This window comes from Streptomyces sp. NPDC028308 (assembly GCF_055565855.1).
The window spans coordinates 394,010-418,394 of the sequence record NZ_JBVHTO010000007.1; the positions used below are offsets into that span (position 1 = coordinate 394,010).

General features: G+C 71.5%; 20 protein-coding genes. 4 read left to right on the forward strand and 16 right to left on the reverse strand.

Translation table 11 applies throughout. The annotated features are described in order from the left end of the window. Window positions 1-373: 373 nt before the first annotated feature. From ACZ4VA_RS18555 to rsmH, 16 genes are all read right to left on the reverse strand, one after another. On the reverse strand, window positions 374-1,525 hold the full coding sequence (locus tag ACZ4VA_RS18555) for a DivIVA domain-containing protein (RefSeq protein ID WP_355791822.1): 1,152 nt from the start codon (window positions 1,523-1,525) through the stop codon (window positions 374-376). Window positions 1,526-1,577: 52 nt separating this feature from the next. Continuing rightward, on the reverse strand, window positions 1,578-1,868 hold the full coding sequence (locus tag ACZ4VA_RS18560; protein ID WP_121403530.1) for a YggT family protein: 291 nt from the start codon (window positions 1,866-1,868) through the stop codon (window positions 1,578-1,580). A 49-nt stretch (window positions 1,869-1,917) separates the two neighbouring features. Further along, complete coding sequence (locus ACZ4VA_RS18565; protein ID WP_467726224.1) at window positions 1,918-2,559, reverse strand: cell division protein SepF; 642 nt, start codon at window positions 2,557-2,559, stop codon at window positions 1,918-1,920. Between the two features lie 129 nt (window positions 2,560-2,688). Beyond that, the gene (locus tag ACZ4VA_RS18570) at window positions 2,689-3,408 is read right to left on the reverse strand and encodes a YggS family pyridoxal phosphate-dependent enzyme (RefSeq protein WP_356170217.1); all 720 of its coding nucleotides are present in this window, start codon (window positions 3,406-3,408) and stop codon (window positions 2,689-2,691) included. A 6-nt stretch (window positions 3,409-3,414) separates the two neighbouring features. Beyond that, window positions 3,415-4,152, reverse strand: coding sequence for a peptidoglycan editing factor PgeF (gene pgeF / locus ACZ4VA_RS18575; protein ID WP_468082053.1), 738 nt, complete (start codon window positions 4,150-4,152; stop codon window positions 3,415-3,417). Beyond that, window positions 4,149-5,339, reverse strand: a complete 1,191-nt coding sequence (gene ftsZ, locus ACZ4VA_RS18580; protein WP_355793871.1) for a cell division protein FtsZ — start codon at window positions 5,337-5,339, stop codon at window positions 4,149-4,151. Before ftsZ ends, pgeF begins: the two co-directional genes overlap by 4 nt. Before the next feature lie 275 nt (window positions 5,340-5,614). Beyond that, the gene (locus ACZ4VA_RS18585; RefSeq protein WP_355793870.1) at window positions 5,615-6,409 is read right to left on the reverse strand and encodes a cell division protein FtsQ/DivIB; all 795 of its coding nucleotides are present in this window, start codon (window positions 6,407-6,409) and stop codon (window positions 5,615-5,617) included. A gap of 16 nt (window positions 6,410-6,425) precedes the next feature. Beyond that, the gene (gene murG, locus ACZ4VA_RS18590) at window positions 6,426-7,520 is read right to left on the reverse strand and encodes an undecaprenyldiphospho-muramoylpentapeptide beta-N-acetylglucosaminyltransferase (protein ID WP_356170210.1); all 1,095 of its coding nucleotides are present in this window, start codon (window positions 7,518-7,520) and stop codon (window positions 6,426-6,428) included. Window positions 7,521-7,526: 6 nt separating this feature from the next. Then, complete coding sequence (gene ftsW / locus ACZ4VA_RS18595) at window positions 7,527-8,879, reverse strand: putative lipid II flippase FtsW (RefSeq protein WP_355786066.1); 1,353 nt, start codon at window positions 8,877-8,879, stop codon at window positions 7,527-7,529. Window positions 8,880-8,947: 68 nt separating this feature from the next. Beyond that, on the reverse strand, window positions 8,948-10,366 hold the full coding sequence (gene murD, locus ACZ4VA_RS18600) for a UDP-N-acetylmuramoyl-L-alanine--D-glutamate ligase (RefSeq protein WP_468082057.1): 1,419 nt from the start codon (window positions 10,364-10,366) through the stop codon (window positions 8,948-8,950). Then, on the reverse strand, window positions 10,348-11,421 hold the full coding sequence (gene mraY, locus ACZ4VA_RS18605) for a phospho-N-acetylmuramoyl-pentapeptide-transferase (protein ID WP_355786072.1): 1,074 nt from the start codon (window positions 11,419-11,421) through the stop codon (window positions 10,348-10,350). Before mraY ends, murD begins: the two co-directional genes overlap by 19 nt. Continuing rightward, a complete protein-coding gene (locus ACZ4VA_RS18610) occupies window positions 11,418-12,824 on the reverse strand; it encodes a UDP-N-acetylmuramoyl-tripeptide--D-alanyl-D-alanine ligase (RefSeq protein WP_355786076.1) in 1,407 nt (468 codons plus the stop codon). Before ACZ4VA_RS18610 ends, mraY begins: the two co-directional genes overlap by 4 nt. 4 nt (window positions 12,825-12,828) lie before the next feature. After that, window positions 12,829-14,349: a UDP-N-acetylmuramoyl-L-alanyl-D-glutamate--2,6-diaminopimelate ligase gene (locus ACZ4VA_RS18615; RefSeq protein WP_356238873.1), complete on the reverse strand. Its 1,521-nt coding sequence runs from the start codon at window positions 14,347-14,349 to the stop codon at window positions 12,829-12,831. Window positions 14,350-14,560: 211 nt separating this feature from the next. Then, entirely contained in the window at window positions 14,561-16,510 is a 1,950-nt protein-coding gene (locus tag ACZ4VA_RS18620) for a peptidoglycan D,D-transpeptidase FtsI family protein (RefSeq protein WP_388907262.1), read from the reverse strand. Between the two features lie 5 nt (window positions 16,511-16,515). Then, on the reverse strand, window positions 16,516-17,079 hold the full coding sequence (gene ftsL / locus ACZ4VA_RS18625; protein WP_356170197.1) for a cell division protein FtsL: 564 nt from the start codon (window positions 17,077-17,079) through the stop codon (window positions 16,516-16,518). A gap of 79 nt (window positions 17,080-17,158) precedes the next feature. Further along, window positions 17,159-18,115 carry a 16S rRNA (cytosine(1402)-N(4))-methyltransferase RsmH gene (gene rsmH / locus ACZ4VA_RS18630; RefSeq protein ID WP_355789367.1) on the reverse strand — a complete coding sequence of 319 codons (957 nt, stop codon included), beginning with the start codon at window positions 18,113-18,115 and terminating at the stop codon, window positions 17,159-17,161. 423 nt (window positions 18,116-18,538) lie between these two features. Here rsmH and ACZ4VA_RS18635 point away from each other — a divergent pair, with 423 nt between their 5' ends. The 4 genes from ACZ4VA_RS18635 to ACZ4VA_RS18650 all read left to right on the forward strand — a co-directional run bounded on the left by ACZ4VA_RS18635 (window position 18,539) and on the right by ACZ4VA_RS18650 (window position 24,113). Then, the gene (locus ACZ4VA_RS18635) at window positions 18,539-19,087 is read left to right on the forward strand and encodes a beta-class carbonic anhydrase (RefSeq protein ID WP_355789364.1); all 549 of its coding nucleotides are present in this window, start codon (window positions 18,539-18,541) and stop codon (window positions 19,085-19,087) included. A gap of 243 nt (window positions 19,088-19,330) precedes the next feature. Beyond that, window positions 19,331-20,368 (forward strand): AAA family ATPase, encoded by a 1,038-nt coding sequence (locus ACZ4VA_RS18640; RefSeq protein WP_355789361.1) that lies wholly within the window; start codon window positions 19,331-19,333, stop codon window positions 20,366-20,368. Next, entirely contained in the window at window positions 20,368-21,726 is a 1,359-nt protein-coding gene (locus tag ACZ4VA_RS18645; RefSeq protein ID WP_356170192.1) for a DUF58 domain-containing protein, read from the forward strand. Before ACZ4VA_RS18640 ends, ACZ4VA_RS18645 begins: the two co-directional genes overlap by 1 nt. Continuing rightward, window positions 21,723-24,113, forward strand: a complete 2,391-nt coding sequence (locus tag ACZ4VA_RS18650; RefSeq protein ID WP_356170189.1) for a transglutaminase TgpA family protein — start codon at window positions 21,723-21,725, stop codon at window positions 24,111-24,113. The genes ACZ4VA_RS18645 and ACZ4VA_RS18650 overlap by 4 nt, the downstream gene beginning before the upstream one ends. The last annotated feature ends 272 nt before the right edge of the window (window positions 24,114-24,385 follow it).

A 24,385-nucleotide genomic window follows, 5' to 3' on the forward strand; every position in this document is an offset into this window, starting at 1 on the left:
TCCAGCCCGTCCGGGGCCCACCAGCCCGGGACGGGCTGGAGCACGTTCAGCCCGTCCGGAGTCCATCAGCTCGGGACGCGGGAGGGGCCAAATCAGCCCGTCCGGCGTTTTGAGGACGAGCGCGGAGCGCGACAGGGGGGTCCGGGGGCGCAGCCCCCGGGGACGGGACGGGAAGGGGCGGAGGGGGCGAGGAAACCCCCACGCCCACCCCCACACCGGGCAACGGCGAAGGCCCGGGGCCACCGCATCCACGGTGCCCCGGGCCTTCGCCGTCCCACAGGCAGCCGCAAGGCAAGACAAAAGGGCGGGGCCCCCGGAATCACCCGGGGGCCCCGCCCTGACGCTGCCGACGCCTAAGGCGTACCGAAGCCCGTCAGTTGTCGTCCTCGTCGATCAGAAAGCCCCGCATCGGCGAGGGAGCCTGCTGCATCGGCGACGGCCCCTGCGGCCGCACCGGCGCCATCGGCTGCGTCATCGCCGGCGACATCTGCTGCTGACCGCCGTAGGACGGCCCGGGCTGCGACGGGTTGCCGCCCATGCCCTGGTTGCCGCCGTAGCCCGGAGCGCTCGCACCGGCCGGCGCCATGGAGGGCGCGGAGGACGACGGAAGCGACGCGGTGGCCGGCGTACGCGGCGGAGCGAGCGAGTCGTCGGCCTGGGTCTCCAGCTGGCGCAGCTGCGACTCCAGGTAGGACTTCAGACGCGTGCGGTACTCGCGCTCGAAGCCGCGCAGGTCCTCGACCTTGCGCTCCAGCGTGGCGCGGGCGGACTCCAGGGAGCCCATCGCGACGCGGTGCTTCTCCTGCGCGTCCCGCTCCAGGGCGTCGGCCTTGGCGCGGGCGTCCCGCTCCAGACCCTCGGCGCGGCTGCGGGCCTCGCCGACGATCTTGTTGGCCTCGGAGCGCGCCTCGGCGATCGCCTGGTCGGCGGTCTGCTGGGCGAGCGAGAGGACACGGGCGGCGCTGTCGCCGCCGGGGCCCTGACCGGGCTGCGGCATCTGCGGGCCGTGACCGCCCATGGGACCGCCCATCGGGCCGCCCATGTGCTGCTGCATCTGGCCCTGCATCTGACCGGGACCCTGGCCCATCGGACCCTGGCCCATCGGGCCGGGACCCTGCGGACCGCCCTGGCCACTGGGGCCGGCGGGCAGCTGCGGCGCACCGCTCGGCAGCTGGGGCGGGCCACCCATGGGGCCACCCATCTGCTGCTGCGGCGGGCCCGATATGCCGGCGGGCACGGGAGCACCGGGACCGCGCATGCCCTGCGGCGGACCCTGCTGCTGATGCTGCTGGTGCTGCTGATCCTGCGGCTCGGGCGGCTTGCGCATGCCCTGCTGCTGGTTCTGCGCAGCCGCGCGCGTGGCCGCCGCCAGCTTGGCGCGCAGGTCCTCGTTCTCGCGGAGCAACCGCGTCAGTTCGGCTTCGACCTCGTCGAGGAAGGCATCGACCTCGTCCTCGTCATAGCCTTCTCGGAGGCGGACGGTCGTGAACTGCTTGTTCCGCACGTCCTCGGGGGTCAACGGCATCTCTTCACCTCAACGTAGTCATCGGCAGTCGGCAAGACCGTATCGTCCACAGTCACCTCGCGAGATTTCCCACGAGAGTGATCAAGATGTAGACGATGATCATCAGTACGAAGAAGGACAGGTCAAGTGCCACGCCCCCGAGACGCAGTGGCGGGATGAACCGCCTCAGCAGCTTGAGCGGTGGATCGGTGACAGTGTAGGTGGCCTCCAGAACGACCACCATCGCCTTGCCGGGTTGCCATGAGCGGGCGAACTGGAAGACGTAGTCCATGACCAGCCGGAAGATCAGCACGATGAGGAAGCACATCAGCGCGACGTAGAGAATCTCCAAAACCACGCCCATGATCCGTGCGTCCCTCTCCCCTGTTCCGTGCCGTGTCCGGTCCTGCGTCTCAGCTCTGGTTGAAGAACCCGCCCTCTGCGATGCGGGCCTTGTCCTCCGCCGTGACATCGACGTTAGCAGGCGACAACAGGAACACCTTCTGCGTCACCCGCTCGATGCTGCCGTGAAGACCAAACACCAAACCGGCCGCAAAGTCGACAAGTCGCTTCGCGTCTGTGTCATCCATCTCAGTCAGATTCATGATCACCGGGGTGCCCTCACGGAAGTGTTCCCCGATGGTACGGGCCTCGTTGTAGGTCCGCGGGTGCAGCGTGGTGATCCGGTACGGCTCTCGTTCGGACACGACCTTGGGCATGATCACCGGTGCGTTCTTCTCCATGCTCTGACGTTCTTGTGTGATGGATGCCACGGGGGCGATTCGCGCCGGACGCCCGGATTCCGCGGGAAGCGAAGCGGAATGCGGTACTGGGTCGCGCTGCACCGGTGGCTGCACCACTCGCACCGGTTCGTCCCTTTGGGGCTGATGTGCCTGGTGCGACTGATGAGACGGCTCGTGCCGCCTGCGGTCCCGCTCGGGCTCCGGGTCGAGCTCGGGCTCGAAGTCGTCGTCGGGGTCGAATCCCCTGCCGTCGTACCCATCGTCCTCCACGAGGCCGAGGTAGACCGCCATCTTGCGCATCGCGCCGGCCATGCTCTGAGTCCTCCGCTCTGTGGTGGATCGGCTGACGACTTGCCAAGTGCCTGCGATCCACGAGGTCGTTTTGCCCGCCTTTGGCGGTAATGACCATATTTTCTGCTGTGGTCCGACTTCTTGGCGACGTTACCCGAGCCCGGGGCGGACGCCGAGTACCGCAGTGCCGACGCGTACATGTGTCGCTCCGGCGGCCACGGCCTGCTCGAGGTCCGCACTCATCCCTGCCGAGACCATGTTCGCAGCCGGATGGGCGCTGCGCAGGGCAGTCGACAAATCCATCAGCCGCCCGAACGCCGCCGGTTGGCGGCCCGCGTACGGGCCGGTGAGCGGGGCGACGGTCATCAGCCCGTCCAGCCGGAGCCCCGGAGCGTCCGCCACGAGGTTCCCCAACTCCTCGATCCCGCCGGGCCCCACGCCCCCGCGCGCGCCCCGGCCGCTCTCCTCCGCGTCGAGCGCGACCTGGATGAGGCAGCCCAGTTCGCGCTCCGCGCGGACCGCCTCCTTCGACAGAGCTGTGACGAGCTTGGGACGATCGACGGACTGCACGACATCGGCGTAACCGACCACGGAGCGGACCTTGTTGGTCTGCAACTGGCCGACGAAGTGCCAGGAAAGGGGCAGATCCGAACATGCCGCGGCCTTCGGCGCCGCGTCCTGGTCCCGGTTCTCGGCGACGTGCCGGACACCGAGTTCCGCCAGGATCCGCACGTCGCTCGCCGGATAGGTCTTGGTGACCACGATCAGGGTCACCTCTTCACGCTTGCGCCCCGCGGCCGTGCACGCCGCGGTAATGCGTTCTTCCACTTCCGCCAGATTCGCGGCGAGTTGCGCCTTACGGTCCGTCATGCCCCATCAGTCCAGCCAGACATAGCCCGCGAGCCGCCCGGTCGTGCGGTCCCGTCGGTAGGAGAAGTGGTCGTCCGACTCGATCGTGCACACCGGCGACTGCTCCCGGTCGCGCACCCCGAGCCGTTCCAGCTGCGCGTGCACACCGGCGGTCACGTCGACCGCGGGAGTGCCCCAGCTCGTCTCGGCGTACGCCTCGGGCTCGACGGCCGCGACCTCGGCGCGCATGGCGTCCGGCACCTCGTAGCACCGCCCGCAGACGGCGGGTCCGGTGCGGGCGACGATCCGGGACGGCTCGGCGCCGAGCTCCACCATCGCCGCGACCGCCGCGGGGACGACGCCGGCGACCATGCCGGGCCGCCCGGCGTGCGCTGCGGCCGCCACCCCGGCGACGGGGTCGGCGAGCAGCACCGGCGTGCAGTCGGCGGTGAGCACGGCGAGGGCGAGCCCGCGGCGGGTCGTGACGAGCGCGTCGACCTCGGGCACCGCCCGCTCCCCCCACGGTTCCTCGACCACGGCCACGTCCGCCTTGTGCACCTGGTTCATCCACACGACCCGAGCCGGGTCGAGTCCCAGGGATTTGGCGGCCAGTTCGCGGTTGGTGCGTACGGCGCCGGGGTCGTCGCCGACCGCTCCGCCGAGGTTGAGCTCCTCGTACGGAACGGCGCTCACTCCGCCCCACCGGTCGGTGAAGGCGAAGTGCGCGCCGCTCTGTGTGCTCGTTCCGGAGCGCGTTCCTATCACTTCAGGAAGTCCGGCACGTCCAGCTCTTCGGCCGCGCTGTCCGAGTAGGAGCGGGAAGGCGGGACCGGCGGGGACACGGGCAGTTCGTTCGTCGGCTCCGGAGCGGGCTCCGGGGCCTCCTTCGGGGTGACGCTGCCGAGCGAGCCGAAGGTGGGGCGGCTGTCGGAGGCCCGTACCGGGGTGGGCTCCTCGCGCTTGGCGGAGGAGGACCCGAGGACGGTGTCCCGCTTGGACGGCGGCTGGCCGCCGTCGAAGCCGGCGGCGATGACGGTGACCCGCACCTCGTCGCCGAGCGCGTCGTCGATGACCGCGCCGAAGATGATGTTGGCCTCCGGGTGGGCCGCCTCGCTGACCAGCTGGGCGGCTTCGTTGATCTCGAACAGGCCGAGGTCGGAGCCGCCGGAGATGGAGAGCAGCACGCCGCGTGCGCCGTCGATGGAGGCTTCGAGGAGGGGCGAGGAGATCGCCATCTCCGCCGCCGCCACCGCGCGGTCGTCGCCGCGGGCCGAGCCGATGCCCATGAGGGCCGAACCCGCCTCGGACATCACGGACTTGACGTCGGCGAAGTCGAGGTTGATCAGGCCGGGGGTGGTGATGAGGTCGGTGATGCCCTGAACACCCGACAGCAGGACCTGGTCCGCGGACTTGAACGCGTCCAGGACGGAGACCTGGCGGTCCGAGATGGAGAGCAGCCGGTCGTTGGGGATGACGATGAGGGTGTCGACCTCTTCGCGGAGTTCCGCGATGCCGTCCTCGGCCTGGTTGGCGCGGCGCCGCCCTTCGAAGGTGAAGGGGCGGGTGACCACGCCGATGGTGAGGGCGCCGAGCGAGCGGGCGATGTTGGCGACGACAGGTGCGCCGCCGGTGCCGGTGCCACCGCCCTCGCCGGCGGTGACGAAGACCATGTCGGCCCCCTTGAGGACCTCCTCGATCTCCTCGCGGTGATCCTCGGCCGCCTTGCGGCCGACGGCCGGGTTGGCTCCGGCGCCGAGTCCGCGGGTGAGTTCACGGCCCACGTCGAGTTTGACGTCGGCGTCGCTCATCAACAGAGCTTGCGCGTCGGTGTTGATGGCGATGAACTCGACGCCCTTGAGACCGACCTCGATCATCCGGTTGATGGCATTGACACCACCGCCGCCGACACCGATGACTTTGATGACTGCGAGGTAGTTCTGCGGTGCTGCCACGTCGAAGGCCTCTCGCCTCGAGTTACGTGTCGCCGCCTCGCTGTCTCGCGATCCGACGACTGATGCCGAATGGGACGGTCCGAACGCCGACCCGAACCCTAACGCTGAAGTTTAGGGTTACCAGTGTGTCTGTTCCTTGGACTCTTCCGAACAGGACACTAAGTCGACAAGTGGCGCACGTTCAACGAACACGCCGAACCTCCCGTTTTTCTTTTCACCCTATGTGATCAGGCGTAGCGCTGCCCAACCAGGGTGCTGGCCTGCGCGGATGTGCGTCAACTCCCCGATGACGCAGGGGCGGTGGGCACGCTCACGTCGAAGTCCCGGGCCTCGGGAGCTGCTTTCATGAGAGCGGTGAGCGTACGCGCCTTGGCGCGCCCCTTCTCGCCACTCCCCCACGTGACGGTGCGCCCGCCGCTCAGCTCCAGCGAGATCGAGTCGTACGAACGGACCTTGACGGTCCTGGTGTCGCGGGCGACGGCGGCCGGGATGTCCCCGGCGACGCGTACCGCCTCGCGCACCAGCCGGTCGGTGCCGAAGCGGCGCAGCCCGGCGGAGTGAGTGACCGTCAACTCCAGTGCGGGTACACCCTTCGGGGGGCGCGAAACCGTGGCGAATCGCACGCCCTTGGCGTCGACTTCGACGTACTTGCCCCCCTTTTCACGGTTTTTGACGATCAGCACCGGAGTGCGCTCGGTCACGTTCAGTCCGATTCCGTGGGGCCAGGAGCGGACCACGTCGACCGAGTCGATCCGGGGCAGCGCCTCGCGAAGCCGGGCCTCGATGGCGTCGGTGTCGACCGAGACCAGCGGGGAGCCGACCGGGACGTCGGCCGCCTCGCGCACCTGCTGCGGCGTGAGGACCCGCGTCCCGGTAACGGGCACCTGCTCGACGCGCAGCCAGTGGGAGCCGTACAGGACCCAGACGGAGGCGGCCCCGGTCAACACCACGGCCAGCAAAAGGATGATGAGCGTACGAGGGCGGGGCAGCCGCCCGGCGCGGGACGGCCGGGGCGGGCCGGACTCGGTCTTCTGCCGTTCGCCGCGTTCGGCGGTCGTCGGTCCGGCCACGCTCCCCTGCCTTCTGTCACGCGCGGTGGCGCGACGCAATCGCCTCGTACACCATGCCGACGAGCAGGTCGTCGGCGTCCCGGCGGCCGAACTCGCTGGCGGCACGGGACATCTCGAACAGCCGGTGCGGGTCGGCCAGCACGGGCAGCACGTTCGCCTGGATCCACTCCGGCGTCAGTTCCGCGTCGTCGACCAGCAGTCCGCCGCCCGCCTTCACCACCGGCTGGGCGTTGAGCCGCTGTTCGCCGTTGCCGATGGGCAGCGGGACGTAGGCGGCCGGGAGCCCGACGGCGGAGAGTTCGGCGACGGTCATCGCACCCGCGCGGCAGAGCATCATGTCGGCCGCCGCGTACGCGAGATCCATCCGGTCCACGTACGGTACCGGGATGTAGGGGGGCATCCCCGGCATCTGCTGGACCTGCGGCAGTTCGTTCTTCGGCCCGACCGCGTGCAGGATCTGGATGCCGGCCTGCTGGAGGTACGGAGCGACCTGCTGGACGACCTCGTTGAGGCGGCGGGCGCCCTGCGAGCCGCCGGAGACCAGCAGCGTCGGCAGGGCGGGGTCCAGGCCGAAGGCGGCCCGTGCCTCGGGGCGCACGGCGGCCCGGTCCAGGGTGGCGATGGAGCGGCGCAGCGGGATGCCGATGTAGCGGGCGCCGCGCAGCTTGCTGTCCGGCGTCGAGACGGCCACCTGGGCCGCGTACCGGGAGCCGATCTTGTTGGCCAGGCCGGGGCGGGCGTTGGCCTCGTGGATGACGATCGGCACCCCGAGGCGCTTGGCGGCGAGGTAGCCCGGCAGGGCGACGTAGCCGCCGAACCCGACCACGGCGTCCGCCTTGGTGCGCTCCAGGATCTGCTCGGCGGCCTTGATCGTGCCGCGCAGCCGTCCGGGGACGGTGATCAGCTCGGGGGTGGGCTTGCGTGGCAGCGGCACGGCGGGGATGAGCGCGAGATCGTAGCCCCGCTCGGGCACCAGTCGGGTCTCAAGTCCGCGCTCCGTGCCCAGGGCCGTGATTCCCACGGTCGGGTCCTGCCTGCGCAGGGCGTCCGCGAGGGCGAGCGCGGGCTCGATGTGGCCGGCGGTCCCCCCACCGGCGAGTACGACATGCACCGAAATTCACCGCTCTCCGGACGAACGCGCCGTGGCGCGCCGTCGCATCGTGTTCCATCTCCGAGGCTCTGCGGAGCCTCTGACCGCAGCACGCTTTCTACCAAAGCGGGGTTGCCGCATGGCAAGCGCCGCCCGCGCAGCGGGCTCGTCGCGTGCGAAGGCGATCAGCAGCCCGATGGCGAACATGGTCGGCAGCAGGGCGGAACCCCCGTAGGAGAACAGCGGGAGCGGGACTCCGGCGATCGGCAGCAGGCCGAGCACCGCACCGATGTTGATCACGGCCTGGGCCGTGATCCAGGTGGTCACGCCACCCGCGGCATACCTGACGAAGGGGTCCTCCGTACGTCCGGCCACGCGGATACCCGCATAGCCTAGAGCCGCGAAGAGGGCGAGCACCGACAGCGTCCCTGACAGTCCCAGTTCCTCCCCGGTGATGGCGAAGATGAAGTCGGTGTGCGCTTCCGGCAGTTGACCCCATTTCTCCACACTCGCGCCGAGCCCGGATCCGAAGAGCCCGCCGGAGGCGAGGGCGTAGATGCCGTGCACGGCCTGCCAGCACTGGTCGTTCGGACCGGGATCGGTCGCGCCGATGCAGGCGAGCCGTGACATGCGGTTGGGGCTGGTCTTGATGAGGATGACGCCGATGGTCGCGGCGACGGCCAGGACGCCAGCGAAGAGCCGTGTGGGGGCACCCGCGAGCCACAGCAGGCCGAAGAGGATGGCGGTGAGGATGATCGCCGTTCCCATGTCGCCGCCGAGCATGATCAGTCCGAGCAGCATGAAGGCGACCGGGACCAGCGGCACCAGCATGTGCTTCCACTGGGTCAGCAGCCGCCGGTCCTCCTTGCGCGCGAGCAGGTCGGCGCCCCAGAGCACGAGCGCGAGCTTGCCGAACTCGCTGGGCTGGAGCTGGAAGGGGCCGCCGACGGAGATCCAGTTCTGGTTGCCGTTGACCGCCATCCCTATCCCCGGCACCTGCACCAGGACCATCAGGAAGACGGATCCGGCCAGTATCGGGTAGGCCAGCGCCCGGTGCAGCTTCACGGGCATCCGCGAGGCCAGCAGCAGCAGTCCGGTGCCGATCGCGGCGGCCAGGAACTGCTTGCGGAAGAAGTACGACCCCGGCAGCGACAGCTGGAGCGCCTTGATCATGGAGGCCGAGTAGACCATCACCAGGCCGAGCACGGTGATCAGCAGGGCGCTGCCGAAAATCAGGTAGTACGCGGTCAGCGGCCGGTCCCAGGCGCGGCGGGCGCGCACGACGAAGCCCCGCAGGGGGTTCTCACCCGGGGAGCGCGGGGCGGCGGGACGCCTGGCGGCCCGCTGCACGGGGGGTCGGCCGGTTCGGCTACTGGGCATCGGCGTCTCCGGGCCACAACGGTGTCACGCGTCCGTCCCTCCCAAAGGTCGCCCGGCAGGCGGCCGGGTCAGGCGCCGAGTCCGCGAACCGCCTCCGCGAACGCGTCACCGCGCTTGTTGTAGTTGGCGAACATGTCCATCGAGGCACAGGCCGGAGCCAGCAGGACCGTGTCCCCCGGCTCGGCGAGCCGCCTCGCCTCCTGGACCGCCGCGAGCATCGCCCCAGTGTCCGTCCGGTCCAGGTCGACGACCGGGACTTCGGGCGCGTGTCGCGCCAGCGCTTCCCGGATCAGGGCCCGGTCGGCGCCGATGAGCACCGCGCCCCGCAGCCGGTTCGCCGACTTGGCGACCAGTTCGTCGAAGGTGGCGCCCTTGGCGAGCCCGCCGGCGATCCACACGATCGACTCGTAGGCCGCCAAAGAGGCTTCCGTGGCATGGGTGTTGGTCGCCTTGGAGTCGTCGACGTACGCGACTCCGTCCACGTCGGCGACGTGCGCGATGCGGTGGGCGTCCGGACGGAAGGCCCGCAGTCCGTCGCGTACGGCCGCCGGGGGCACCCCGAAGGCACGCGCCAGGGCCGCCGCCGCAAGGGCGTTGGCGATGTTGTGCGGGGCGGGCGGGTCGACGTCGGAGACCTGCGCCAGCTCCTGCGCGTTCTTCTGCCGGTCCTCGACGAAGGCGCGGTCGACCAGGATGCCTTCCACGACGCCGAGTTGGGAGGGCCCGGGTGTGCCGAGCGTGAAGCCGATCGCCCGGCACCCCTCCTCGACGTCCGCCTCGCGCACCAGGTCCTCGGTGGCCTTGTCGGCCACGTTGTAGACACAGGCGACCCGATTCCCCTCGTACACACGGCCCTTGTCGGCGGCGTACGCCTCCATGGAGCCGTGCCAGTCGAGGTGGTCGGGCGCGAGGTTCAGGACGACCGCGGAGTGGGCGCGCACGGAGGGCGCCCAGTGCAGCTGGTAGCTGGAGAGTTCGACGGCGAGCACGTCGTACGGCTCGTCGCCGAGGACCGCGTCCAGCAGCGAGACGCCGATGTTGCCGACGGCCGCGGTGCGCAGCCCGGCCGCCTTGAGGATCTCGGCGAGCATCTGGACGGTCGTCGTCTTGCCGTTGGTGCCGGTGACCGCGAGCCAGGGCGCCGCGTCGGGCCCGCGCAGCCGCCAGGCCAGCTCGACGTCGCCCCAGACCGGGACGCCCGCCTCGGCGGCCGCGGTGAACAGCGGCTTGTCGGGCTTCCAGCCGGGGGCGGTGACGACGAGTTCGGTGCCCGCGGGCAGGGTCGCCCCGTCGCCGAGGCGCACGGTGACCCCGAGCGCCTCCAGCTCCACCGCCTGGGCCCGCGCACGCTCGTCGTCGCCGTCGTTGACGACCGTGACGACGGCGCCGAGGCCGTGCAGCACGCGGGCCGCCGGGATGCCGGAGACGCCGAGCCCGGCGACGGTGACGTTCTTCCCCTGCCAGTCGGTCACTTCTTGGCTGCCCATCCCGCGTAGAAGAGGCCGAGACCGACGATCACGCACATGCCCTGGATGATCCAGAAGCGGACCACCACCAGGACCTCGGACCAGCCCTTGAGTTCGAAGTGGTGCTGCAGTGGCGCCATGCGGAAGACGCGCTTGCCGGTGAGGCGGAAGGAGCCGACCTGGATGACCACCGACATGGTGATCAGGACGAACAGGCCGCCGAGCAGCGCGAGCAGGAACTCCGTGCGGGAGCAGATCGCGAGGCCGGCAAGCGCGCCGCCGAGGGCCAGCGAGCCGGTGTCGCCCATGAAGATCTTGGCGGGTGAGGTGTTCCACCACAGGAAGCCGAAGCAGGCGCCCATGAGGGCGGCGGCCACCACGGCCAGGTCGAGCGGATCGCGCACCTCGTAGCAGGCGCCCGGGTTGGTGAGGGCCTGCGCGTTGGCGCAGGACTCCTGGAACTGCCAGACGCCGATGAAGGTGTAGGCGCCGAAGACCATGACGGAGGCGCCGGTGGCGAGGCCGTCCAGACCGTCCGTCAGGTTCACGCCGTTCGACATCGCGAGGATCATGAACAGCGCCCAGACCACGAACAGCACCGGGCCGATGGACCAGCCGAAGTCCTGCACGAAGGATAGCTTCGTGGAGGCGGGGGTGTTGTTGCGGTTGTCCGCGAACTGCAGGGAGAGCACGGCGAAGGAGACGCCGACGATCAGCTGGCCGGCCATCTTGGCCTTGGCCCGCAGACCGAGCGACCGCCGCTTGACGATCTTGATGTAGTCGTCCAGGAAGCCCACCAGGCCCATGCCGGCCATCAGGCCGAGGACCAGCAGGCCGGAGAAGGTGGGCGCGTAGCCCGTGATCACCTTGGACAGGAAGTACGCGATGATCGTCGCCAGGATGAAGGCGATACCGCCCATGGTCGGCGTACCGCGCTTGCTGTGGTGCTCGCGCGGGCCGTCGTCACGGATGTACTGGCCGTAGCCCTTGCGGGCAAGGAGCTTGATCAGCAGCGGAGTGCCGACCAGGGTCAGGAACAGGCCAATGACTCCCGCGAACAGGATCTGCTTCATCATCGGGCGGAAACCTCACCCTCGGCACCGGGCTCGAGCAGCGCCAGCGCCACCCGTTCCAGCCCGACCGACCGGGACGCCTTCACGAGTACGACGTCCCCTGGGCGCAGCTCGCTGCGCAACAGGTCGACAGCCGCCTGTGCGTCGGACACGTGCACCGACTCCTCACCCCACGAACCCTCGTTATATGCGCCCAGTTGCAGCCAGGACGCTTCCCTGCCCCCGACCGCGACGAGCTTGCTGACGTTGAGCCGGACGGCGAGCCGTCCGACCGCGTCGTGCTCGGCGAGCGCCTCGTCCCCGAGCTCGGCCATCTGACCGAGCACCGCCCAGGTCCGCCGCCCCTTGCCCATCGCCACGAGCGCGCGCAGAGCGGCTCGCATGGACTCGGGGTTCGCGTTGTAGGCGTCGTTGACGACCGTCACGCCGTCCGGGCGCTCGGTGACCTCCATGCGCCAGCGGGAGAGGGAGCCCGCCTCGGAGAGCGCACGGGCGATCTCGTCTGCGGACATGCCCAGCTCATGGGCGACGGCGGCCGCGGCGAGCGCGTTCGACACGTGATGCTCACCGTACAGGCGCATGGTCACATCGCTGCACCCGGAGGGTGTGCGAAGGCTGAAGCTGGGCTGTCCGGTCTCCGTGAGACGGACGTTCTCGCCACGTACGTCCGCTTCGTCGGACTCTCCGAAGAGGAGCACGCGCGCTTTCGTCCGGGACGCCATGGCGCGTACGAGGGGATCGTCGGCGTTGAGGATCGCGGCGCCGTCCTCGGGCAGGCTCTCCACCAACTCGCCCTTGGCCTGGGCGATCTGCTCCCGGCCGCCGAACTCGCCGATGTGGGCGGAGCCGACGTTCAGGACGAGCCCGACCTTCGGCGGGGTCAGTTGGGTGAGGTAGCGGATGTGCCCGATACCGCGCGCGCCCATCTCCAGCACGAGGAACCTGGTCTCCTCGGTGGCGCTGAGCGCGGTCAGCGGCAGCCCGATCTCGTTGTTGAGCGAGCCGGGCGTGAAGACGGTCGGCGCCTTGCTCCGCAGCACCTGGGCGATCAGGTCCTTGGTGCTGGTCTTGCCCGCGGAGCCGGTGAGGGCCACGAGGGTCGCGCCGAGCCGTTCGACGACGTGGCGGGCGAGGGCGCCGAGGGCCCACTGCACGTCGTCCACGACGATCGCGGGCACCCCCACCGGCCGCGAGGCCAGTACGGCGACCGCGCCGGCCTCGACGACCGAGCGGGCGTAGTCGTGGCCGTCCGCGCGTTCGCCGACGAAGGCGACGAAGAGGCTGCCGGGCTCCACTTCACGGGAGTCCCTGACGACGGGTCCGGTGACCTGTACCGCCGGATCCGGTATGTCGTGCGTCTGCCCGCCGACGACTGCTGCGATCTCGGCGAGAGAGAGGGCGATCACAAGTTCATCCCTGGGTCTTCTGGATAGCTTCGCGAAGCACCTGGCGGTCGTCGAAGGGACGGACCACTCCGGCGATGTCCTGGCCCTGCTCGTGGCCCTTGCCCGCGACCAGCACGGTGTCGCCCGGCTGTGCGAGGGCGACGGCCGCGGCGATGGCGGCGGCCCGGTCCTCGAAGACCGCGACGTCGCCGCGCCGGTGCGCCGGGACCTCCGCGGCACCGGCGAGCATCGTGGCGAGGATCGCCAGCGGGTCCTCCGAGCGGGGGTTGTCCGATGTCAGTACGGCGGTGTCGGCCAGCCGGGCCGCCGCGGCGCCCATCGGCTTGCGCTTGGTCGTGTCGCGGTCGCCGCCGCAGCCGAGCACGATGTGCAGGCGGCCCTCGGTGACCTTGCGCAGGGCGCGCAGCACCGATTCGACGGCGTCCGTCTTGTGGGCGTAGTCGACGACCGCCAGGTAGGGCTGGCCCTCGTCCACGCGCTCCAGCCGGCCCGGTACGCCGGGTACCGCGGCGATGCCGTCCGCGGCGCCCTGCGGGTCGATCCCGGCGACGGCGAGGGAGACGATCGCGGCGAGGGTGTTGGCCACGTTGAAGGTCCCGGCGAGCGGCGACCTCGCCGTGATCCGCTCCTCCTTCGGGCCGACCACGGTGAACGTCGAGTCCATGGGCCCGACTTGGACGTCCTCGGCCCGCCAGTCGGCGTCCGGGTGTCCCTCCGCGGAGAAGGTGACGACCGGGACGGTGGCCTGCCCGACCAGCCGGCGCCCGTACTCGTCGTCGAGGTTGACCACGCCCAGCCGGCTGCGTTCCGGTGTGAACAGCTGCGCCTTGGCCTGGAAGTAGTCCTCCATCCCGGAGTGGAACTCCATGTGCTCCGGGCTGAGGTTGTTGAAGACGGCGACGTCGAAGACGCAGCCGTCGACCCGGCCGAGGACCAGCGCGTGGCTGGAGACCTCCATGGCGACCGCCTCGACCCCGCGTTCGCGCATGACCGCGAACAGGGCCTGCAGGTCGGTGGCTTCGGGGGTGGTGCGCTCGGACTTGATGCGCTCGTCGCCGATGCGCATCTCGACCGTGCCGATGAGGCCGGTGGAGCGGACCGTCTTCAGACCGCCCTCGACGAGGTACGCCGTGGTGGTCTTGCCCGAGGTGCCGGTGATGCCGATCTGGAGCAGGTCGCGTCCGGGGTGGCCGTAGATCGTGGCGGCCAGCTCGCCCATCTGCCGGCGCGGCTCGTCGACGACGAGCACCGGCAGACCGGTGGCCGCGGCGCGCTCGGCGCCCTCGGGGTCGGTCAGCACGGCGGCGGCGCCGAGGCCCGCCGCCTGCGTCACGAAGTCGGCACCGTGCAGGCGGGCGCCGGGCAGCGCCGCGTACAGGTCCCCGGGGCGCACGGCACGGGAGTCGTGCGTGATGCCCGTGATGTCCGCGTCCGAAGCCGGGACGGGGGCGCCCAGCTGATCGGCGAGCTCCGCGAGGGGTGTGGCGGAGATCCGAACCGGTCGCGGCGGCCCCGGATATGTCACAGGAGCGCCCTTCTGGGTGGTTTGGGACTGATCAGCGTGTGGCACGGCGGTGAGCGTACCGGGCGTGGGCCCGCCGGAGCGAAGCGAGGGGCGTGGCGGGCCGTGGTTCCCGTGGTCGGGAGTGATCGTTGTCACGAGCTGGTTCCTGGTCGGTGTTCCGGGTGGTGCCGGGATGTCCGGTCGGTGCTGATCAGGGCGTGGGGCCGGCGGTTCAGGGGGCGAAGCCGACCGGCAGTCTGGCGGGCTGGGTCCCGGTGGGCGGGATCTGGAGGGTCTTGAGCGCGAACTCCATCACCTGCTTGTAGATGGGTCCGCAGATCTGCCCGCCGAAGTAGCTGCCCCTGGTCGCGTTCTGGATCGCGCAGTAGACGGTGATCCGGGGCTTGTCCGCGGGCGCGAATCCGGCGAACGACGACGTGTAGCCGTGGTACTTGCCGGTGGCCGGATCCACGCGGTTGGCCGTGCCCGTCTTGCCCGCCACCCGGTAGCCGGGGATACGCGCCTTGGTGCCGGTGCCCTCCTCGTCGTCCACGACGGACTCCAGCATCTGGGCGAGGGTCTTCGCGGTCTTCTCGCTCACGACCCTGGTCTTCTTGGGCTTCGGGGACGGTGTGAAGCGCCCGTCGGGTCCCTTCGCGCCGCGCACGAGGGTCGGCTCGACGCGTACGCCGCCGTTGGCGATCGTCGAGTAGACGGAGGCCGCCTGCATCGCGTTGATCGACACGCCCTGGCCGAAAGGGATCGTGTACTGCTGCGAGGTGGACCACTTGTCGGCGGGCGCGAGGATGCCCTTGGTCTCGCCGGGGAAGCCGAGTCCGGTGGGGCGGCCGATGCCGAACTTGCGCAGGTACGAGTAGAGGACCCGGTTGGCCTGCTTCTGCGTCTTGCCGAGCTGGCCGGTGGCCAGGATGGTGCCGATGTTGCTGGACTTGGCGAGGACGCCGTTCAGCGTCAGGTTCCAGGTCGGGTGGTCGATGTCGTCCTGGAAGAGCCGGTCGCCGCGGTGCAGCCGGTTCGGCACCACCACGTGCGTCGCCGGTGTGGCGACGTTCTCCTCCAGCACCGCGGCCATCGACATGACCTTGGCGGTGGAGCCGGGCTCGTACGCGTCCTGGAGGGCCGCGTTGCCCAGCGCCGCCGAGCTGGCCTGCGAGAGGTCGTTCGGGTCGAAGCCGGGCGAGTTGGCCATGGCGAGGATCTCGCCGGTCCGGGCGTCCTGCACCATCACGTACCCGCGGTCCGCCCCCGACTTCTTCACCTGCTCGGAGATGGCGTTCTGCGCGGCCCACTGGATGTCGCGGTCGATCGTCAGCTCGACGTCGGACCCGGCGACGGCGGGCGTCTCGGTGGAGCCGGCGGTGGGTACCTGGCGCCCGCCGGACTGGGCGTAGCGGATCTTGCCGTCCTTGCCGGCGAGTTCCTCGTTCAGCTGCTGCTCGACTCCGCCGCCGCCCTTGCCGTCGGCGTTGACCCAGCCCAGTATCCCGGCGGCGAGCTCGCCGTTCGGGTACACGCGCTTGCTGGCGGGGACCGCGAGGACGCCGGCGAGGACGTTGACCGTGCTCTCGTCGGTCTCCGACTTCGCCGCGAGCGTGGTCTTCAGATCCTTGATCTGCTTCCAGACCTGGGGCGTCTGGCGGTGTGCCAGCAGCGTGTAGCGGGTGTTCTTCGCCCGCAGCTTCCCGGCGACGGTGTCCATGTCCTGGCCGAGGATCGGGGCGAGGAGCGCCGCCGCCTGCTCGGGCGCGTCCGTGGCCTTCGTGGTCTCGGGCGTGAACATGGTCGGGTCGGCGGTGATGTCGTAGGCGTCGACGCTGGTGGCGAGTTCCACGCCGTTGCGGTCCGTGATCCCGCCGCGCTCGGCGGCCAGGGTGCGTCCGACGTACCGGTTCTGCTCGGCCTTCGCGGCGTACGCGCTCGCGTCCACGGCCTGCACCTGGAGCAGCCGGACGACGAACGCCACCATGACCAGGGTCAGCGCCAGGCTCACCATGCGCAGGCGGGGGCGCGGGCTGCCGAGCCGGATGACGCGCGGGCCGCCGGGGCGGGGAGCGGGACGGCGCGCGGGGCGGGCACCGGGTCCCGGACGGCGCCGGCCGTCGGGGCGGGCGGGCCGGGCCGGTCCTGGCACGCGGCGGCGCGGCGGTTCCCTGTCGGACACTTCCGTCACCTGCCGGGGGTTGTGAAGGGCTCTGCGGACGGGGCGGGGGTGGTGGGCGGCGCGGTGGGCGCCGCCGTGAAGAAGAACTGCGCGGAGGGATCGCCCGGGGCCGGCGAGGGGGTCGGCGTGGGGCTGGGCAGCGGCTGCGGCACGGGGACGATGGCCTCGGGCGGCAGGACCACCGGGTCGCGGAGCGAGGACCGTTCGGCGGCCGCGCCCGGGACGCCCTTGACGGTGCCGTCGGGGTCGAGGAAGGCCGGGTCGCCGCCGGGGACCATGCCCAGTTCACGGGCGCGGCGCTGGAGGGCGTCGGGGGCCGAGTAGGAGTCCACGTCCCGCTGGAGCTCCTGCTCCTCGTCCGTGAGGCTCTTCGTCTCCTTCTGGAGGTCGTCGAGCCTGAACGACCCTTCGCTCAGCGCGGAGTTCAGCACGAGGAGCCCGATGAGGCCGCCGCCGAGGAGCAGCACGACCAGCAGCACGAAGGGGGTACGGGCGGCCTGGCCCGCGCCGGTGGGCAGCAGCCGCGCGAGCCGGGCCGCGCGTCCCCTGAGCTGGGGTTTCCTACGCACGGACCCTCCCGGTCTGTGTGGGTTTCCGGCTCACTCGCGCTCCCCCTTCGTGTGCCTCACACGGTTTCCTTCCCGCGCCTCACTCGGCGTCCTCGCGGATGCGCTGAGCCCCGCGCAGCCGGGCGGGAGCCGCCCGCCGGTTCTCGGCGATCTCCTCCTCGGTGGGAAGTTCGGCACCGCGGGTGAGGAGCTTGAGCCGCGGCTGGTAGCGCTCGGGGACGACCGGCAGGCCGGGCGGCGCGGTGGAGGCGGCGCCGGCGGCGAACACCTGCTTCACCAGCCGGTCCTCCAGGGAGTGGTACGACAGCACCGCGATGCGCCCGTCGACGGCGAGCGCCTTCACGGCCGCGGGGATCGCCCGCTCCAGGACGGTCAGTTCGCCGTTGACCTCGATGCGCAGGGCCTGGAAGGTCCGCTTGGCGGGGTTGCCGCCGGTGCGCTTGGCGGCCTGCGGCAGCGCGTCGCGGATGAGCTCGACGAGCCGGGCGCTGTTGCTGAAGGGCTCCTTGTCGCGTTCGCGCACGACCGCGGACACGATCCGCTTGGCCTGCTTCTCCTCGCCGTACGCCCGCAGGATGCGCACGAGTTCGCCCGGCGGGTAGGTGTTGAGCACCTCGGCGGCGCTGATGCCGGTCGTCTGGTCCATGCGCATGTCGAGCGGGGCGTCCTGCGCGTAGGCGAACCCCCGGTCGGCCTCGTCCAGTTGCATGGAGGAGACGCCGAGGTCGAACAGCACGCCCTGCACCTTCGGCAGGTCCAGCCGGTCGAGGACGTCGGGGAGTTCGTCGTAGACCGCGTGCACGAGGGTGGCGCGGTCCCCGTAGGGGGCGAGCCGCTCTCCGGACAGGCGCAGCGCCTCCTTGTCCCGGTCGAGGGCGACGAGGCGGGCGTCGGGGAAGCGGGTGAGGAGGGCCTCGCTGTGGCCGCCGAGGCCGAGGGTGCAGTCGACGACCACCGCTCCGGGCCGCTCCAGCGCGGGCGCCAGCATGTCCAGGCACCGCTGGAGCATCACCGGGACATGTCGACTCTGGCTCAAGGGGCCCTCTCAGGTCCGGCGCCGTCGTACGCACTGCCGGGTCCCCTCCCGCTCGTGGAAGGGGAGGTCCGCCGGCGCCTGGTGAGTGGCGTCAGCCGACCGGGAGCGGGAGGAGGCCGAGCCGTACGTACGCGCGGCGCACGCGGGGAGGGCCCGGAAACCACCGGGTCCTCCGGGTAAAAAGTCCAGCGGGGAGAACCTCGCCTCCCGCTTCGCGTCACTTTAGTCCACGGTGTCTCGCGGTCAATCAACCGGCATGCGCGTCGTGGGCCGCCCTCCCCTCGAAGCGGCGAACCGGTCGAAATCACCCGTTCGGGGGTGCCGCCACCGCCCGTGTGGATTACCTCACAACAAGCCACGATGGCGTTCTTTGTCCTCTCTCACAGCAGGACCACGCCCCGGGTGACCAGTAACGTCTTGGGCATGACGACTTCTGCATCCGTGCCCACAGAGCCCGAAGACGCCATAGCGGCCCGTGGCTCCGTCACCGACCGGCTCATCGAGGCGAACGAGCAGTACGCGGCCGCCTTCAGCGACCCCGGAATGGACGCCCGCCCCGTGCTCCAGGTCGCCGTGGTCGCGTGCATGGACGCCCGGCTCGACCTGCACGCCGCTCTCGGCCTGGAACTGGGCGACTGCCACACGATCCGCAACGCGGGCGGCGTGGTCACCGACGACGTGATCCGCTCCCTCACGATCAGCCAGCGAGCGCTCGGCACGCGCAGTGTCGTCCTCATCCATCACACGGGCTGCGGCTTGGAGTCCCTCACCGAGGAGTTCCGGCACGACCTGGAGATGGAGGTCGGCCAGCGTCCGGCCTGGGCGGTCGAGGCGTTCCGGGACGTCGATCAGGACGTACGGCAGTCGATGCAGCGGGTGCGCACCTCGCCGTTCCTGCTGCACACCGGGGACGTGCGGGGCTTCGTCTTCGACGTGAAGACGGGTCTGCTGCGCGAGATCGACCCCGCCTAGCGGCCCCTCGCGGCTCCCGTGCGAGGCTCACCGCGGGGAAACCTCGACAAGATCCGGTGCCCAAAAGGTCGTAAGACGTGACATAGCACGGTCAGTTGTCCACAGTCGAGTGACACGAACCGGTAACGGCAACAAGAATGCGGGTGTGGCGTCACGCGGAACTTTTCGCGCGTGGTGTCCGTGTTTCGGGGTGGGCCGGTCCGCATCGCAGCGTCGGCCCGAGAACGGGCCGAGGAGGGCCGGGTGACGACCTATGACGATCGAGCGAGCCTTACGGATCTGACCGCCACTGCGGAGCGAGTCCGCAGTTCGGTGGAAGGAGTGATCGAGGGCAAGCCTGAGGTCGTACGGCTTTCGCTGACCGTGCTGCTCGCCGAGGGACATCTTCTGATCGAGGATGTCCCCGGCGTCGGCAAGACGATGCTGGCCAAGGCACTGGCGCGGTCCATCGACTGCTCGGTGCGGCGTATTCAGTTCACGCCCGACCTGCTGCCCTCGGACATCACCGGTGTGTCCATCTGGGACCAGCAGCGCCGGGACTTCGAGTTCAAGCCGGGGGCGATCTTCGCGCAGATCGTGATCGGCGACGAGATCAACCGCGCCTCCCCGAAGACCCAGTCGGCCCTCCTGGAGTCCATGGAGGAGCGCCAGGTCACCATCGACGGCCAGACCTACGAGCTGCCGAGCCCCTTCATGGTGGTGGCCACGCAGAACCCGGTCGAGATGGAGGGCACCTATCCGCTGCCCGAGGCCCAGCGCGACCGCTTCATGGCCCGGGTCTCCATCGGCTATCCCAGCGCGGAGGCCGAGCTCCAGATGCTGGACGTGCACGGCGGGATCTCCCCGCTGGACGACCTCCAGCCGGTGGCGCACGCGCACGACATCGTGAAGCTGATCGACGCGGTCCGCACGGTCCACGTCGCGGACCCCGTCCGGCGCTACGCGGTGGACCTGGTCGCGGCCACCCGCACGCACCCGGACCTCAGACTCGGGGCCTCGCCGCGTGCCACGCTGCACCTGCTGCGCGCCGCGAAGGCCTCCGCCGCCCTCAGCGGCCGGGACTACGCCCTGCCGGACGACCTCCAGGCACTCGCCGTGGCGGTCCTGGCGCACCGGCTGCTGCCCACGGCCCAGGCGCAGCTGAACCGCCGTACGGCCGAGCAGGTCGTCCAGGAGATCCTCCAGCGCACCCCCGTCCCCTCGGCCCCGCAGCCCCCGAGCGGGTTCCCCGTGGGCCGTGGCGCGCCCGCCTTCGACCAGCAGCCGCCGCGGAGGCTGTGATGACGTCCGGCGGGACGGGCCACGCGGAGGAGTCCCAGGGCGGGCTGCGCACGGCGCTCGCCGGGCTCACCACGCGCGGGCGTTCCTTCCTGGCCGCCGGGGTGGCGGCCGCCGTCTGCGCGTACGTCCTCGGGCAGAGCGATCTGCTGCGGGTCGGCCTGCTGCTGGCGGTGCTGCCGCTGGTCTGCGCGACCGTGCTGTACCGCACCCGCTACCGGGTCGCGGGCAGCCGCCGCCTCTCCCCCGCGCGCGTGCCCGCCGGTTCCGAGGCCCGCGTCCACCTGCGGATGGACAACGTCTCGCGGCTGCCCACGGGCCTGCTGATGCTCCAGGACCGGGTGCCGTACGTGCTCGGTCCGCGTCCCCGGTTCGTCCTGGACCGCGTCGAGGCGGGCGGTCACCGCGAGGTGTCGTACCGCGTGCGGTCGGACCTGCGCGGACGCTATCCGCTCGGCCCGCTCCAGCTGCGGCTCACCGACCCCTTCGGGATGTGCGAGCTGACCCGCTCCTTCTCGACGCACGACACCCTGACGGTCATCCCGCGCGTGGAGCCGCTGCCGCCGGTGCGGCTGAGCGGGGAGGCGAAGGGGTACGGCGACGGGCGGCAGCGCTCGCTCGCGCTGGCCGGCGAGGACGACGTCATACCGCGCGGCTACCGGCACGGGGACGACCTGCGCCGGGTGCACTGGCGGCTCACCGCGCGCTACGGCGAGCTGATGGTGCGCCGCGAGGAGCAGCCGCAGCGCGCCCGCTGCACGGTGCTGCTGGACACCCGGGGCATCGCCTTCGCCGGCGCCGGCCCGGACTCGGCCTTCGAGTGGGCGGTGTCGGGCGCCGCGTCCACGCTGGTCCACATGCTCGAACGGGGTTTCTCGGTGCGGCTGCTGACGGACACGGGCAGTTCGGTGCCCGGTGAGGGCGCCGACGGTTTCGCGGGTGCCAGCCAGGAGTCGGCGGACGCGGCGGGGCTGATGATGGACACCCTCGCCGTGGTCGACCACTCCGACGGCGCGGGACTCTCCCGCGCCTACGACGTGCTGCGCGGGGGCGGCGAGGGTCTGCTGATCGCCTTCCTCGGCGACCTGGACGAGGAGCAGGCCACGGTGCTGGCCAAGATGCGCCAGCGCAGCGGCGGTGCCGTCGCCTTCCTGCTGGAGAGCGACGGGTGGGTGCGCGGTCCGGGCACCGCCCCCGGTTCGCCGGACCGGAGCGGGGAGCGGCTACGGATGCTGCGCGAGGCGGGCTGGACCGCCGTGACGGTGCCGCGGGGGGCCGCCTTCGCCGACCTGTGGCGGCAGGCGGACCAGCAGCGCACGAGGGCCGCGGTGACGGGCGGCACGGCGGGGGGCGGCTCATGAGCGGGCGCGCGCGATTGGCGCTGTGCGCCGCGGCGGCGACACTGATGGCGTCCTGCGCGCTGCTGCCGCTCGTCGACCCGGCGACGTGGATCCTCCAGGCGGCGATGCTGCTGGCCGTGCAGACCGGGGTCGGCGCGCTGGCCCGGCGGGTCCCGCTGGCCCGTGCGCTGACGGTGGCCCTCCAGGCGCTGGTGACGCTGATGCTGCTGACGCTGGCCTTCGCCCGGGAGCAGGCCTTCGCCGGGCTGATCCCGGGGCCCCAGGCGCTCCACCGGCTGACGGAGCTGCTCCAGGCGGGCACGGACGACGTGGGGCGGTACGCGATCCCCGCGCCGCTGTCCGACGGCATCCGGCTGATGCTGGTCGGCGGCGTGCTGGTGATCGGTCTCGCGGTGGACGCGCTGGCCGTGACGTTCCGCAGCGCCGCCCCGGCCGGGCTGCCGCTGCTCGCGCTGTACTCGGTCGCCGCGGGCCTGTCGGACGGCGGCACGGCCTGGCTGTGGTTCCTGCTCGCGGCCTGCGGCTATCTGACGCTGCTGCTGGCCGAGGGCCGGGACCGGCTCTCGGCGTGGGGCCGTGTCTTCGGCGGCGGGCCCCGCGCCCCCGGCATGGACACGGGGGGCGGCGCGGTCGCGCCGGTCCGCACCGGCCGGCGCATCGGCGCGGTGGCCCTCGGCATCGCACTCGTGGTGCCGTTCGGCCTGCCCGCCCTGGACGGCGGCCTGCTGGACGGCGCCGGGAAGGGTGTCGGGTCGGGCACCGGTGGCGGCGGCACGATCTCCGCGGTGAACCCGCTGGTCTCCCTGCGCGACAGCCTCAACGTGAACGAGGACCGCCAGGTCATGTCGTACCGGACCAACACGAAGGACACCCAGGACCTGTACCTGCGGATCGTCTCCCTGGACGAGTTCGACGGCACGGCGTGGAAGCCGGCCCAGCGCCGCATCCAGGCGGTGCCCGACACCTTCCCGACCCCCATCGGCCTCGGCCCGGATGTCCGCAGGAGCGAGATCAGGACCCGGATCTCCGCGGCCGACTGGTACGCGCAGGACTGGCTGCCGATGCCCTACCCGGCCAGCAGCGTGGACATCGACGGCAACTGGCGCTACGAGCCGCTGGGCCGCACGCTCGTCGGCGACCACGGGCAGAACACCCGGGGCGCGCTGTACGAGGTCTCCAGTCTGATCGTGCAGCCGACCGCGGAGCAGCTGGCGGCGGCCCCGCAGGCGCCGGAGGCCCTCCAGCGCGAGTTCACCAAGGTCCCCGAGTCGCTGCCGCCGGAGGTGGCGCGGACCGCGCTGAAGGTCACCGAGGGCGCCGCGAACGACTACGAGAAGGCGGTCGACCTCCAGGACTACTTCGCCGTGAACGGCGGCTTCACCTACGACACCCAGGTGCAGGTCGGCAGCGGCTCGGCGGCGATCGCGCGCTTCCTCAAGGAGAAGGAGGGCTTCTGCGTCCACTTCTCCTTCGCGATGGCCTCGATGGCCCGCACCCTCGGCATCCCGGCCCGGGTCGCGGTGGGATTCACTCCCGGCTCCCCGCAGGCGGACGGCTCGATGTCGGTGGGCCTGCGGGACGCCCACGCCTGGCCCGAGCTGTACTTCGAAGGGGTGGGCTGGACCCGCTTCGAGCCCACCCCCAACCGGGGCACGGTGCCGGAGTACACGCAGGCGGACACCCCGGGCAACAGCGTCCCGTCGGCGCCGAGGCCGTCCGAGTCGGCCTCCACGGCCCCGTCCGCCGCGCCGTCGGCGAGCGAGAGCTGCTCGGTCCAGCAGAAGAAGCTGGACGCGTGCGCGACCGAGTCCGCCCTGGCGGCGCCCGGCTCGGGCGACAGCGGGCGGCCCTGGTGGCTGTGGCCGCTGGTCGGGCTGGCCGGGCTCGCGCTGCTGGCGGTGCCGTTCCTGCCGATGCTGTGGCGGATACGGACGCGGTCGGTGCGGCTCGGGGCGCACGGGCGTACGGAGGACGCGATGGCCGCCCACGCCCTCGCGGCCTGGCAGGAGGTCATCGACACGGCCTGGGACCACGGCATCGGGCCCGACGACTCCCTGACGCCGCGCGGCGCCGCGGCCCGGATCGTCCGGCTGGGTCGTCTGGACCCGGACGCGGAGGCGGCGGTGCACCGGCTGGCGTCGACGGTGGAGCAGGTCCTGTACGCGCCGCGGCCCCGCCCGGTACCGGGACTGGCGGAAGACGCCCGCCGCGTGGCGGACGCGCTCCACGCGTCGGTGAGCCGTCCGACGCGGCTGCGCGCACTGCTGGCACCGCGCTCGGCCGTCCGGGTGGCCTGGGCCGCCTCGGCCCGCTGGACGGCTCTGCTCGCCTCGCTCTCGGCCCGGCGCGCGACCCTGCTGCGACGCCCCTCGGGGCAGAACGGCTGAGGTCACCGGCAGTGTCGCAGCGGCCCCCCACCCGCCGGGTGGGGGGCCGCTGCCGGATCGTGCGGGGCGACGACACCGCGCCGAACACGGCCCTCGCGCTCCACGGCCTACGCGCACCAGGCACGGCCCTCGGGCTCCACGGGGTGCCCCGCACCAGACACGGCCCTCGGGCTCCACAGGGTGCCCCGCACCAGACACGGCCCTCGGGCTCCACAGGGTGCCCCACACCAGACACGGCCCTCGCGCTCCACGGCCTACCCGCACCAGGCACG

Coding starts and splice junctions, on each gene's coding strand:
- ACZ4VA_RS18645 (WP_356170192.1), top strand. CDS start 20,368: ATGACGTCCGGCGGGACGGGCCACGCGGAGGAGTCCCAGGGCGGGCTG.
- murD (WP_468082057.1), bottom strand. CDS start 10,366: ATGGGCAGCCAAGAAGTGACCGACTGGCAGGGGAAGAACGTCACCGTC.
- ACZ4VA_RS18560 (WP_121403530.1), bottom strand. CDS start 1,868: ATGGGCGTGGTTTTGGAGATTCTCTACGTCGCGCTGATGTGCTTCCTC.
- ACZ4VA_RS18650 (WP_356170189.1), top strand. CDS start 21,723: ATGAGCGGGCGCGCGCGATTGGCGCTGTGCGCCGCGGCGGCGACACTG.
- ACZ4VA_RS18565 (WP_467726224.1), bottom strand. CDS start 2,559: ATGGCCGGCGCGATGCGCAAGATGGCGGTCTACCTCGGCCTCGTGGAG.
- ACZ4VA_RS18555 (WP_355791822.1), bottom strand. CDS start 1,525: ATGCCGTTGACCCCCGAGGACGTGCGGAACAAGCAGTTCACGACCGTC.
- mraY (WP_355786072.1), bottom strand. CDS start 11,421: ATGATGAAGCAGATCCTGTTCGCGGGAGTCATTGGCCTGTTCCTGACC.
- ACZ4VA_RS18635 (WP_355789364.1), top strand. CDS start 18,539: ATGACGACTTCTGCATCCGTGCCCACAGAGCCCGAAGACGCCATAGCG.
- ACZ4VA_RS18570 (WP_356170217.1), bottom strand. CDS start 3,408: ATGACGGACCGTAAGGCGCAACTCGCCGCGAATCTGGCGGAAGTGGAA.
- ftsW (WP_355786066.1), bottom strand. CDS start 8,879: ATGCCCAGTAGCCGAACCGGCCGACCCCCCGTGCAGCGGGCCGCCAGG.